This is a genomic window from Sphaerisporangium corydalis (genome assembly GCF_025506355.1).
In the GTDB taxonomy this organism is placed as follows: Bacteria; Actinomycetota; Actinomycetes; order Streptosporangiales; family Streptosporangiaceae; genus Sphaerisporangium; species Sphaerisporangium corydalis.
Genome location: NZ_JANZYP010000020.1, coordinates 75,765 through 87,790 on the forward strand (window position 1 = coordinate 75,765; position 12,026 = coordinate 87,790).

The 12,026-nt window shown below is 71.9% G+C and carries 10 protein-coding genes; 4 read left to right on the forward strand and 6 right to left on the reverse strand.

All coding sequences use genetic code 11. The annotated features are described in order from the left end of the window. Position 1: 1 nt before the first annotated feature. Together NYZ98_RS16500 and NYZ98_RS16505 are read right to left on the reverse strand one after the other, a co-directional pair. On the reverse strand, positions 2-370 hold the full coding sequence (locus tag NYZ98_RS16500; protein ID WP_262843664.1) for a MerR family transcriptional regulator: 369 nt from the start codon (positions 368-370) through the stop codon (positions 2-4). A gap of 95 nt (positions 371-465) precedes the next feature. After that, positions 466-1,464 (reverse strand): MDR family NADP-dependent oxidoreductase, encoded by a 999-nt coding sequence (locus NYZ98_RS16505; protein ID WP_262843665.1) that lies wholly within the window; start codon positions 1,462-1,464, stop codon positions 466-468. Positions 1,465-1,706: 242 nt separating this feature from the next. On the opposite strand from NYZ98_RS16505, the gene NYZ98_RS16510 reads away from it, so the two are divergent. After that, positions 1,707-2,135, forward strand: a complete 429-nt coding sequence (locus tag NYZ98_RS16510; protein ID WP_262843666.1) for a hypothetical protein — start codon at positions 1,707-1,709, stop codon at positions 2,133-2,135. Between the two features lie 10 nt (positions 2,136-2,145). On the opposite strand, the gene NYZ98_RS16515 is transcribed toward NYZ98_RS16510, so the two are convergent. From NYZ98_RS16515 to NYZ98_RS16530, 4 genes are all read right to left on the reverse strand, one after another. After that, positions 2,146-2,607 (reverse strand): nuclear transport factor 2 family protein, encoded by a 462-nt coding sequence (locus tag NYZ98_RS16515; RefSeq protein ID WP_262843667.1) that lies wholly within the window; start codon positions 2,605-2,607, stop codon positions 2,146-2,148. Between the two features lie 207 nt (positions 2,608-2,814). Beyond that, positions 2,815-3,450, reverse strand: coding sequence for an HNH endonuclease family protein (locus NYZ98_RS16520; RefSeq protein WP_262843668.1), 636 nt, complete (start codon positions 3,448-3,450; stop codon positions 2,815-2,817). Positions 3,451-3,811: 361 nt separating this feature from the next. Beyond that, a complete protein-coding gene (glpK, locus tag NYZ98_RS16525; protein WP_262843669.1) occupies positions 3,812-5,329 on the reverse strand; it encodes a glycerol kinase GlpK in 1,518 nt (505 codons plus the stop codon). Between the two features lie 42 nt (positions 5,330-5,371). Then, entirely contained in the window at positions 5,372-6,193 is an 822-nt protein-coding gene (locus NYZ98_RS16530) for an MIP/aquaporin family protein (RefSeq protein WP_262843670.1), read from the reverse strand. Positions 6,194-6,612: 419 nt separating this feature from the next. On the opposite strand from NYZ98_RS16530, the gene NYZ98_RS16535 reads away from it, so the two are divergent. The 3 genes from NYZ98_RS16535 to NYZ98_RS16545 all read left to right on the forward strand — a co-directional run bounded on the left by NYZ98_RS16535 (position 6,613) and on the right by NYZ98_RS16545 (position 12,023). Continuing rightward, positions 6,613-7,821: a sensor histidine kinase gene (locus NYZ98_RS16535; RefSeq protein WP_262843671.1), complete on the forward strand. Its 1,209-nt coding sequence runs from the start codon at positions 6,613-6,615 to the stop codon at positions 7,819-7,821. Positions 7,822-7,867: 46 nt separating this feature from the next. Next, positions 7,868-8,551 carry a response regulator transcription factor gene (locus tag NYZ98_RS16540; RefSeq protein WP_262843672.1) on the forward strand — a complete coding sequence of 228 codons (684 nt, stop codon included), beginning with the start codon at positions 7,868-7,870 and terminating at the stop codon, positions 8,549-8,551. A 199-nt stretch (positions 8,552-8,750) separates the two neighbouring features. Continuing rightward, entirely contained in the window at positions 8,751-12,023 is a 3,273-nt protein-coding gene (locus tag NYZ98_RS16545; RefSeq protein ID WP_262843673.1) for an efflux RND transporter permease subunit, read from the forward strand. Positions 12,024-12,026 lie beyond the last annotated feature (3 nt).

Consider the following 12,026-nt stretch of genomic DNA (forward strand, 5'->3'; position numbering starts at 1 on the left):
CTCAGCGGCCGGGTTCGGCGAGGCGCTCCGCCAGCAGGTCGCGGACGCGCGTGACGGCGGCGACCCGCTCGTCCAGGACCGCGAGCCGCCGCCGCGCCGTCTCCAGCGCGACGGCGCATCCGGTGCCTCCGGGCCCGGCGAAGCGGTCGGGCACCCGCAGGTCGAGCAGATCGGCGAACGCGCGCACGTCCTCGATCGTGAAGCCGAGCGCGAGCAGCTCGCGGATGTTGCGCACCCGGAGCACCGCCCCGGGGTCGTACTCCCGGTAGCCGGCCGAGGTGCGGGAAGGGGACAGCAGCCCCTCCTTCTCGTACCAGCGAAGCGCCCGGGGGGTGGTGCCCGCGGCGCGGGCCACGTCGGATATCCGCATGGACGCCATGGTCACACGCGGCCCGGCCCGCCGCCCACCCGCCTCCAACGGACCCGCGTGCCCGCCCGCGTCGGACCGCCGCCCGCACGCCACGGTCACAGGCGGATCAGGGTGACGCCCACCGCCTCGGCGGCGGGCAGGCCGAGCAGGGCACCGGGAGCGCCGGCCAGCCCGTCGACGACGGTGTGCGGCAACGCCAGCCGGCCCTCCCGCCGCCACCGTTCCGCGTCCCTGATCCAGGCCGCGCGCGACTCCGGGTGGTCGGACGCCGTGAAGCCCCGCAGCGTCACCCTGCGGCCGATCAGCGTCATCAGGTCCAGCCCGGTCTCGGCGCGCGCGCCGCCCAGCTGGTGGGCGAGTGCCCCGCACAGGGCGACACGGGCGCCGGGCCGGGCCGCGCCGACGGCCGCGCGCAGATGCTCGCCGCCCACGGTGTCGAAGACCACGTCCACCCCGCCGGGAGCGGCCTGCCGGAGCAGGGCGGCCACCGGCCCGTCGTGCCGGTCGAAGGCCGCGTCGAAGCCGAGCGCGGCGGTCAGCTCGCGCGCCCTGGCCGCCGAACCGGCACCGCCGACGACGCGGCCCGCGCCGAGCAGCCGGGCGATCAGCCCGGCCGCGCTCCCGGCGGCCCCGGCGGCCCCCGTCACGAACACGGTGTCCCCCGGCCGCACGGCGGCGACGTCCCGCAGCCCGACGTAGGCGGTCAGCCCCTGCCCCAGGTGGACGGCCGCGTCGGACGAGGTCGTGACCGGGCCGATCCGGCGGAACAGCCCCGCCTCGCCCACGGCGTGCTCGCGCCAGCCCAGGCCGTGCGACACGTGGTCGCCCGGGGACAGGTCCGGGTCGCCCGACGCCAGCACCTCGCCGATGGCCGGGCCGTGCAGGACCCGGCCCACCTCGTACGGCGGCATCGGCCCGGCGCCGGTGACCAGGGAGAGCATGACGGCGGACACGGGCATCCAGCGGTTGCGCACCAGGACCTCACCCGGGCCGGGACGGGGCACCGCCACCTCGGCGACGGCGAAGTGCTCCGGGCCGGGCGCGCCCGGCGGCCGGGCGGCGAGACGGACCTCATGGGAACGAAAGGCTGACATCACGGACCTTCCACGAACGCCGGCCGGCGGCCGGACCTGTGGCCCGATCCTGGACGTTGACGCGTACGTCAACGTCAAGACCTTCGTGCCCGGTGGTGTGGCAGGTGACCGGTTCTTCCTGAATTCCCCATCGTGGGCGCGTCTTGCTGGACCGATGGCGTCACGTAGTGACATGACTCGAATAAGTAGTCATTTCGGGGCCGTCGAACCGGCGGCGGCACATGACGGGAAGAGGTGTCACCATGCGCACATCCATCACCGCCACCGCGTCCCTCACCGTGGCGTCACTGGCCGGGTCGGTGCTCACCGCGGCGGCCGGTCACGCCGCCGCGCGCGTGCCGGGCGACCGCACCGTCACCGTGAACACCGTGACGGGCGAGCACGTCAACGTGCGGGCCGAGCCGTCCGCGACGAGCAAGGTCGTGGGCAGGCGGCGGGACGGCCAGCGGGTCACGATCGTCTGCCACAAGGTGGGGGACGAGGTCACCGGCACGTACGGGACCAGCAAGGTGTGGGACATGCTCCCGGGCGGCGGCTACGTGGCCGAGGCCTACCTGGACACCGGGCGCGGCGACCCGGTCGTCCCGGAGTGCGGCCGGGCCGTGCACGAGCCGCGCCACCGGGCACTGGCCCCGAGGATCCACGCCGGCTTCACCTCCTACCACTGGTGAACTCCCTGGCCTACGGCTTGTGAAGGCCCTGGCCGGTGAAGGCCTCGACGGCCTGCGGGAGGCGGTCGAAGGCGTCGGCGAGCGCGACGTGGTGGTGGTAGTCCCGTGACGCCACGATCCGCCCGTCGCGGACCCTGAGCACCTGGATGTTGGGCACCGTGAACTCCCGCCCGGTCGAGGCAACCCGCCCGTCGTAGACGAACTCGGCGACGATCACCTCGGGGTCGGTGGTCTCGTACACCACGACGTCGCGCACCTGGATCGTCAGGTCGGCGCCGGGCCCGTTGTCGAAGTGCGCGCGGACCGCGTCGCGGCCCTCGATCCGTGTCGGGGCCGGCAGGGCGAACGGGATCTCGATCACGACGTCCTCCGCGTACAGGTCGGCGAGCCCGTGCCAGGCACGGGCCGAGATCCCGGCGATCAGCCGTTCGAAGACCTCGCGCGGCGCGGCGGGGGCGGGCGTCTCGGACATGGGTCGCTCCTTGGCAGGTCGGATGAAGCGGAGTCGAAACTCCGCTTATATGATGCGGATCGATCACTCCGGTTGTCAATCCCGAGCCGCCAACGGCGACGGGCCGCCGCCCCGCGCAGGCGGGACGGCGGCCCGAAGCGGACCTCGGCGCCGTAGGGGACGGCGCCCTGGGCGGACCTCAGCGCCGGCCGGGCCGGCGCGGGCGGGTCAGCAGGTGCCGAGCATGGTGGACAGCGCCGACTTCTCGGCGCTCTGGACGGTCAGGCCCCACTCGTACTTCACGTCGATGTACGCGCGGGCGTAGGTGCACCAGAACGAGGTGAGCGACGGCTTCCAGCTCGCCGGGTCGGAGTCGCCCTTGGACTGGTTCACGTTGTCGGTCACCGCCCACAACTGGGCGTTGGTGAGGTCGTTGGCGAACGACTGGCGCTTGGAGGTGGTCCACGCGTACGCCCCGGAGCGCCAGGCCTCGGCCAGGGGGACCATGTGGTCGATGTCCACGTCGGAGGCGGCGGTCCAGGTGGCGCCGTCGTACGGCGAGGTCCACCTGCCCGAGGTCGCGGCACAGCTGGAGTTGGTCACCACACTGGTCCCGTCGCGCTTGAGCACGGTCTCCCGGGTGTTGCAGGCGCCCGAGATGGTGATCCAGTGCGGGAACAGGTCGCGGTCGTAGGTGCCCGCGTTCCTCTCGACGTCGACGGTGAGGGCGGCGAGCTCCGAGCTCGCCGTACTCGCGGAGGGGATGTTCGGCGGGGTGAGGGCGTTGGCGGCGGGGCTGGTCGTCACGGTGGTGACGGTGAACATCACGGCGGTGGCCGTTGCGAGGATCGCGACTCGTCTCACGAGTCTCTCCTTCTGTCTCCGGACCCGGCCCAGAGGGAGAGTTCCGGGTCCACGGGGGGTTGATGAGACAGAACGGACAATTCCACCGCAAGGAATGTCAGGAAATATCAGGCTTTGATGACACGAATCGGTCAGATTGGTCAGGAGATGCCGCTGGCCTTTGGCCGCACGCCACCGACCAGCGCGGACGGCCCCCCCGCGCCCGCCACCCCGGCCGGCGCAGAGTCAGAACAAAGTACGAATTTCCGGTAAACAGCCCTATTTCCAGGAGCTACTCCGCGAATCGGGTGCCCCGAAAAGACCGGAGGCCCGGCCGGCGGGTACCGGTCGGGCCTCCAGGACGGGCGGGCCTGGGCGTAGGTCAGTCGACGTCGACCCAGTTCATCGTGCGCTCCACGGCCTTCTTCCAGCCCGCGTACCCCTCGGCGCGCTGCTCGTCCGACCACGTCGGCAGCCAGCGCTTGTCCTCGTTCCAGTTCCTCTTGAGCTCCTCGGTGGAGTTCCAGAAGCCCAGCGCGAGCCCGGCCGCGTACGCCGCGCCGAGCGCCGTCGTCTCGGCGACCACGGGCTTGGACACCGGCACACCCAGGATGTCGGCCTGGATCTGCATGCACAGGTCGTTCGCCGTCACCCCGCCGTCCACCCGCAGCACGTCGAGGTGGACGCCCGAGTCGTTCTCCATGGCCTCCATGACGTCGCGGGACTGGTAGCAGATCGCCTCCAGCGTGGCCCGCGCGATGTGGGCGTTGGTGTTGAACCGGGACAGCCCGACGATCGCGCCGCGCGCGTCGGACCGCCAGTACGGCGCGAACAGCCCCGAGAACGCGGGCACGAAGTACACGCCCCCGTTGTCCTCGACCTGCCGGGCGAGCCCCTCGCTCTGCGCGGCGCCCGAGATGATACCGAGCTGGTCGCGCAGCCACTGGACCGCCGAGCCGGTCACCGCGATCGAGCCCTCCAGCGCGTACACGGCCTTCTCCGCGCCGAACTGGTAGCAGACCGTGGTCAGCAGGCCGTGCTTGGAGCGGACCAGCTCGTTGCCGGTGTTGAGCAGCAGGAAGTTGCCGGTGCCGTAGGTGTTCTTGGCCTCGCCGATCCCGAAGCAGACCTGGCCGACGGTCGCCGCCTGCTGGTCGCCGAGGTCGCCCGCCAGCGGCACCTCGCCGCGCAGCGGGCCGTCGGCGCGGGTGACGCCGTACAGGTCGGGGTTGGAGGACGGCCGGATCTCCGGCAGCATCGCGCGGGGGACGCCGAAGAACGACAGCAGCTCGTCGTCCCAGTCGAGGGTCTCCAGGTTCATCAGCATCGTGCGGCTGGCGTTGGTCGGGTCGGTGACGTGGACGCCGCCGTCGGTGCCGCCGGTGAGGTTCCACAGCAGCCACGTGTCGGTGTTGCCGAAGATCGCCTCCCCCGCCTCGGCCGCCGCGCGCACGCCGTCGACGTTGTCGAGGATCCACTTGATCTTCCCGCCGGAGAAGTACGTCGCCGGGGGCAGCCCGGCCTTGCGGCGGATGACCTCGCCCTTGCCCTCGCGCTCCAGCGCGCTGGCGATGCGGTCGGTGCGGGTGTCCTGCCAGACGATGGCGTTGTAGTACGGCCGGCCGGTCCTGCGGTTCCACACCACCGTCGTCTCGCGCTGGTTGGTGATGCCGAGCGCCACCAGGTCGGACGCCGAGAGGTTCGCCTTGCCGAGCGCGGTCTCGGCGACGGCGCGGGTGCGCTCCCAGATCTCCACGGGGTTGTGCTCGACCCACCCGGCCTGCGGGAGGATCTGCTCGTGTTCGAGCTGGTGGCGCGCGACCTCGTTGCCACCGTGGTCGAAGATCATGAAGCGGGTGCTCGTCGTACCCTGGTCGACTGCTCCTACGAACTCAGGCATGTGATGTTGCCTCCTTTGTGGCCGGGTGGGGCATCTCGCGCCTCAGACGGCTTCCCTCTCGGTGGGGACGGTACCCGGCTCGGGCTCCAGCGTCGTGGGCAGATAGCGGGCCACGAGCGTCTGGTAGAGGCCGGCCCCGATCACCGCCCCGATGACCGGCGCCACGATGGGCACCCAGAAGTAGAGGTTCCCGTACTGATCTCGCCACGCCGTCCCGTACCCAGTGAGGAAGGACGCGAGGCGGGGACCGAAGTCGCGGGCCGGGTTGATGGCGTAGCCGGCGTTGGTGCCCCATGCCATGCCGATGGCGACGACGATCAGGCCGACGACGAACGGGGCGAGGTTGGCGGCCGGGGAGCTGTTGGACAGGTCGGTGACGGCCAGGATGAGGAACAGCAGGATCGCGGTGCCGATGACCTGGTCGCGGAAGGCCCCCCACTCGTGCACGGGCAGGGTGCCGTTGCCGGGGAGGGTGGAGAAGACGCCCTGGGTCTTGATGGTGTGACCCGGGTCGACCATGGAGAGCACTTCGCTGAAGTTCCACCGGACCAGGAGCGCGGCGACGAAGGCCCCCGCGGTCTGCGCCAGCGAGTAGGGGAGCACCTTGCGCCATTCGAAGCCCTTGAAGACCGCGAGCGCGATGGTGACGGCCGGGTTGAGATGGGCGCCGCTGATCCGGCCCGCGGTGTAGACGCCGAGTGTGACCCCGAGCCCCCAGGCCCAGGCGATGCTGTCGTGGTCTCCGATGCCGCCCGCGACCACCTGGGCCACCACGGCCGTACCGAACAGGATGAGGATCAGCGTGCCCGCGAACTCCGCGGCCAGTTCACCGATCAGGCCGGGGGCTTCCCTCGGTTTGGCCATGTCGTCTCCTTACTTGTCACCGTACGACTCGCCGTTGTCCGTAGACCGCCTTGGCGGCGAAGATCGGTCGTCGTCGGCCACACCGCGGGGCCCCACACCCCGTCGACCCTGTGACCTGCAGAAACACACTGCACCTCTGGTCGAGAAAGTCACGTTCACGAGAAGGTCAAAAAAGCTTTGCCGACATGTCCTGACTCAGCCGCCTTCATCTAGCACTGGTTACGGTCTCCGCACCGATCACGCTTCTTGATTATGAATAGTTGCCGTGAAAATTCCACAACAGGCCGCGATCTCGTCGAAGCCTGGGCACCGGCACAACCGGCGCGGCCCGCCGCCCGGCGGGCGTACCGCGATCGCGGTAGGGCCGGATTCTCCCCACGGACGAGGAAAACGGGGCAGGTCAGCCCTAACGTAGTGGCGTGAGTCGTCTCATCGCGCTGCGGAACGCCATTCGCGCCCGCCCCTACCTGGTGGACCTGGTGATCGCCGCGCTGACCTTCGCGGTGACCGCCACCGGCCCCCAGGCGGGCCACCCCAAGTACGCCCTGCCGCTGACCACGGCCACGGTCGTGCTGGGCGGGGTGATGTGCGGCGCCCTGGTGTTCCGCCGGATCTGGCCGCGCACCGTCCTCGCCGTGACCGTGGGCGCGCTCGCCGTCCACCTGGCCGTCAACGGCGCGCGCAGCGCCCTGGACCTGGTGCCCGCCGTCGCGATGGCCACCCTGGCCACCCACAATCCCCGCCGCGTCGCCTGGATCGCGGGCGCGATCTCCGCGCTGGTCCTCGCCGTGGTGCGCCTGATCTTCACCGACGTCTCCTGGTTCGGGCCCGAGCTGGCCGGGCAGCTCGCGTGGATCGCCATGGCGACGGCCGCCGGGGACTCGGTGCGCAGCCGCCGGGCCTACGTCGCCGCCGTCGAGGAACGCGCGCTCAGGGCCGAGCAGACCCGCGAGGAGGAGGCCGAGCGGCGGGTGATGGAGGAACGGCTGCGCATCGCCAGGGAGCTGCACGACGTGCTCGCCCACCACATCGCGCTCATCAACGTGCAGGCCCAGGTCGCCTCGCACGTGCTCGACGACGAGCCGGCGCAGGCCCGCGTCGCGCTCGGCCACGTCCGCCAGGCCGGTCGCGCCGCGCTCGACGAGCTGCGCACCACGGTCGGGCTGCTGCGGCGGCCCGGCAGCACCGAGGAGCTGCCCACCGAGCCCGCCCCTGGCCTGGACCGCCTCCCGGAGCTGATCAGCTCGTTCACGACGGCCGGCCTGAAGGTGGACTGCCACCTGCAGGGCACCCCCCGGCCGCTCCCCTCGCCGGTGGAGCTGACCGCGTTCCGCGTCGTGCAGGAGGCGCTGACCAACGTGAGCAAGCACGCGGGCGCGGCGAGCACGCGGGTGCTCATCACCTACGGGCAGCGGGACCTGACCGTCGACGTCAGCGACGACGGCCGGGGCGGGAAGGACCACGCCCTCCCCGGCCAGGACCACGCCGTGACCACCAGCGGCCACGGGCTGCTCGGGATGCGCGAGCGGGCGCTGTCGGTGGGCGGGACGTTCAGCGTCGGGCCGTCCCTGGGACGCGGCTTCCGCGTCCACGCCGTCCTGCCCGCCCCCCGGACGAGCGCCCTGTGACCGCCCACGCGCCGCGGGCGAACGCCGTGACGCGGGCGGGCGCCCGGTGACCGACCTCGCGCCCATTCGTGTGCTGCTGGCCGACGACCAGGCTCTGGTACGGGCCGGGTTCCGCGTCCTGGTCGACTCCGCGCCCGACCTGGAGGTGGTCGGCGAGGCGCACACCGGCCACGAGGCGGTGCGGCTGGCGCGCGCCACCCGGGCCGACGTCGTCCTGATGGACATCCGCATGCCGGAGATGGACGGCCTGGCCGCCACCCAGGCGATCACCTCCGACGCCGACCTCGCCGCGGTGCGCGTCCTGGTGCTGACGACCTTCGAGATCGACGAGTACCTGTTCGCCGCCCTCCGCGCCGGGGCGAGCGGCTTCCTCGGCAAGGGCGTCGAGGCCGGCGAGCTGCAGGACGCGATCCGCGTCGTGGCGCGCGGCGACGCCCTGCTGTCGCCGGTCGCCACCAAGGGCCTGATCGCCCGTTTCCTGTCGGCGCCGGGCGCCAGGGCCGACCACGCGCCGGACGACCTCGCGGTGCTGACCGACCGCGAGCGCGAGGTGATGACGCTGGTGGCGTACGGTCTGACCAACGACGAGATCGCCGACCGGCTCGGGATCAGCCGCATGACCGCCAAGACCCACGCCAACCGTGCGATGATCAAACTCGGCGCGCACGACCGGGCACAGCTCGTCGTGATCGCCTACGAGACCGGCCTGGTGCGTCCGCGGGCGGGATGACGCGGTACCGGCGGGCGTGGTAGACACCCCCATCGCCTACGGCGTTCGCGGTAGGCCAAGACCCTCCCAACGGTGGACGTCCACACCTCCGGCGGCGATGAGCCTAGGAGTACGGGCCGGGACACCCCGGCCGCGAGCCGTCACCCCCCTCTCCCCCGGACGGCCCGCCGTCCTCGCCGAACCGACAAGAAGTGGACCGATGTCCTTACTCGCCAGACTGAGCCTCGCCAACCGCGGGCTCGTCGCACTCATCACGATCGTGGTGGCCGCCTTCGGCGTGTACACGATCCCGGCGCTCAAACAGCAGCTCCTGCCCTCGCTGTCCTTCCCCGCCGTGTCGGTCGTCGCCACCTACCCCGGGGCCGCCCCGCAGATCGTCGAGGACCACGTCACCCGGCCGCTGGAGGACAGCGTCCGCGGCATCACCGGCGTCACCGGTGTGAACTCCACCTCCCGCGAGTCCAGCTCGACGGTCCAGGTGCAGTTCGACTACGGGACCGACATCGACGCGGCGCAGGGCCAGATCCAGCAGGCGATCAGCCGGGTGCAGGCGCAGCTTCCCGACGGCGTGGACCCGCAGGCGGTCGCGGGCAGCACCGACGACATCCCGGTGCTCCAGCTCGCCGCCGCCTCGACCCAGGACCAGCAGCGGCTCGCCGACAAGCTGAACGACCAGGTGGTCCCCGCGCTCAGCGGCGTGGCCGGCGTCAGGGACGTCACGGTCAGCGGCACCCGCGCCCAGGTCGTCACCATCACGCCGGACGATGACGAGCTGGCCAAGCACGGGCTGACCGCCTCGGCGATCGCCACCGCGATCCAGTCGGCGGGCACACCGGTGCCCGCGGGCACGCTCACCAAGGCGGGCCAGTCGCTCAGCGTCCAGGTCGGCACGACACTCGGCTCGGTCAAGGACATCCGCGACCTCTACCTGCCCCCCGCCGCCACCGGCCAGGCCCAGGGCCAGGCTCAGGCGCAGGGCCAGGGGCAAGGGCAGGCGCAGCGGCGTCCCGCCGGGCAGGCCGGGGCCGGCGGCCAGGGCCAGGTGGCGCCGGTCCGCCCGGTCGCCGCCCCCAAGCCCGTGCGGCTCGGCAGCGTGGCCACCGTGAAGCTGGCACTCGCCGACGCGACGACGCTGACCCGCACGAACGGCAAGCCCAGCCTCGGCGTCTCGGTCACCATGAAGCCCGACGGCAACGCGGTGGCGATCTCGCACGACGTGCGTGCCAAGCTCCCGGCGCTGGCCAAGGGCCTCGGCGACGACGTCCGGTTCACCGTGATCTTCGACCAGGCGCCGTCGGTCGAGCAGGCCATCGAGAGCCTCACCACCGAAGGCCTGCTGGGCCTCGCCATGGCCGTGCTGATCATCCTGCTGTTCCTGTTCTCGCTGCGCTCCACCATCGTGACGGCGGTGTCGATCCCGCTGTCGGTGCTGATCGCGCTGATCGCCCTGTGGACGCAGGACTTCTCGCTGAACATGCTGACCCTGGGCGCGCTCACGATCGCGATCGGGCGGGTGGTGGACGACTCGATCGTCGTCCTGGAGAACATCAAGCGCCACCTGTCGTACGGCGAGGACAAGCGCGACGCCGTCGAGAACGGCGTGCGCGAGGTCGCGGGCGCGGTCACCGCCTCCACGCTGACCACGGTCGCGGTCTTCCTGCCCATCGCCTTCGTCGGCGGCCTGGTCGGCGAGCTGTTCAGCCCGTTCGCGATCACCGTCACGGTCGCGCTGCTCGCCTCGCTGCTGGTCTCGCTGACCGTCGTGCCGGTGCTCAGCTACTGGTTCATGAAGCGGCCCAAGGCCGGCGACACCGAGGCCATCCGGCGGGCGGCCGACGAGAAGGAGCGCCGCAGCCCGCTCCAGCGGTTGTACGTCCCGGTGATCCGCTTCGCCACCCGGCACCGGATCACCACGGTCGCCGTCGCCCTGGTGATCTTCGTGGTCACCCTGGGCCTGGTGCCGATGCTCAAGACCAGCTTCATCGACAACTCCGGGCAGAACACCATCAGCGTCCGGCAGACCCTGCCGGTCAGCACGTCCCTCGCGGCGGCCGACACCATGGCCAAGAAGGTCGAGGAGGTCGTCACCTCCACCAGCGAGGTCGAGTCGTACCAGGTCACCGTGGGCGGTGGCGGCGGCGGGGTGTTCGGCGGCGCGGCCGGTCGAGGCGGGGGTGGCGGCACCGCGCGGGCGAGCTACTCCCTGACGCTCCGCGACGGCACCGACGCCGGGGCGGTCGAGAAGAAGCTGACCGACCGGCTCGGCGCGCTCAAGGACGCCGGCGAGATCACCGTGGGACAGGCCGGCGGCTTCGGCGGCAACTCCCTGGCGGTCGTCGTGCGGGCGGCCCAGCTCGACACCCTGCGCACCGCCACCCAGGCCGTGCAGGGGGCCATGCAGGGCGTCCCCGACGTCACCGAAGTGACCAGCAGCGTGGCCGACACCGCCCCGCGCGTCGACGTCACCGTGGACCGCAGGAAGGCGGCCGCCAAGGGGCTCAGCGAGATCGCCGTCGGCCAGGCCGTCTCGCAGGCGTTCCGTGGCACGACCGTCACCCAGCTCGCCATGGACGGGACCACGGCCGACGTCATCCTGCGCGGCGGCGACACGCCCGCCTCGCTGGGCGACCTGCGCGACCTGAAGATCGTCGGGAAGGTCACCGTCGGGGACGTGGCGACGGTCAGGCAGGTGAACGGGCCGGTCGTGGTCACGCGCATCGACGGCGACCGCAGCGCCACCGTCTCGGCCAAGGCGACCGGCGCGAACCTCGGCGCCACCAACACCGAGCTGCGGACCAAGCTGGCGGCCCTCTCGCTCCCGGCCGGGGCGACCTACGAGATCGGCGGCGTGAGCGCCGACCAGGCGGAGGCGTTCGGCAGCCTCGGGCTGGCGCTGGTCGCGGCCATCGCCCTGGTGTTCTTCGTCATGGTGGCGACGTTCCGCAGCCTCATCCAGCCGCTGGTGCTGCTGGTGTCGATCCCGTTCGCCGCGACCGGGGCCATCGGCCTGCTCCTGGCGACGGGCACCTCGCTGGGCCTGGCCGCGATGATCGGCATGCTGATGCTCGTCGGCATCGTGGTCACCAACGCCATCGTCCTGCTCGACCTGATCAACCAGTACCGCGAACAGGGCATGCCCCTGCACGAGGCGGTCGTCGAGGGCGGCAGGCGGCGGCTCCGGCCGATCCTGATGACGGCCCTGGCCACCATCTTCGCGCTGCTGCCCATGGCGCTGGGCATCACCGGCGGGGGCGGGTTCATCTCCAAGCCGCTGGCCATCGTCGTCATCGGCGGCCTGATCAGCTCGACCCTGCTCACGCTGGTGCTGGTCCCGACCCTGTACACCATGGTCGAGAACCGCAAGGAGAAGAGCCGGGCCCGGCGGACGGCACGCCGGGCGGCCAGGCCGTCAGTGCCGCCCATCGAGGAGGCGCCGAGCGAGCCCGCCGGTGCCGTCTCGGGCCGGTCGTAGCAC

Bases quoted from the DNA above. Each gene is read 5' to 3' on its own strand.
- NYZ98_RS16515 (WP_262843667.1), bottom strand. From the start codon at position 2,607: ATGTCCGAGACGCCCGCCCCCGCCGCGCCGCGCGAGGTCTTCGAACGG.
- NYZ98_RS16505 (WP_262843665.1), bottom strand. From the start codon at position 1,464: ATGTCAGCCTTTCGTTCCCATGAGGTCCGTCTCGCCGCCCGGCCGCCG.
- NYZ98_RS16545 (WP_262843673.1), top strand. From the start codon at position 8,751: ATGTCCTTACTCGCCAGACTGAGCCTCGCCAACCGCGGGCTCGTCGCA.
- NYZ98_RS16510 (WP_262843666.1), top strand. From the start codon at position 1,707: ATGCGCACATCCATCACCGCCACCGCGTCCCTCACCGTGGCGTCACTG.
- NYZ98_RS16530 (WP_262843670.1), bottom strand. From the start codon at position 6,193: ATGGCCAAACCGAGGGAAGCCCCCGGCCTGATCGGTGAACTGGCCGCG.
- NYZ98_RS16500 (WP_262843664.1), bottom strand. From the start codon at position 370: ATGCGGATATCCGACGTGGCCCGCGCCGCGGGCACCACCCCCCGGGCG.
- glpK (WP_262843669.1), bottom strand. From the start codon at position 5,329: ATGCCTGAGTTCGTAGGAGCAGTCGACCAGGGTACGACGAGCACCCGC.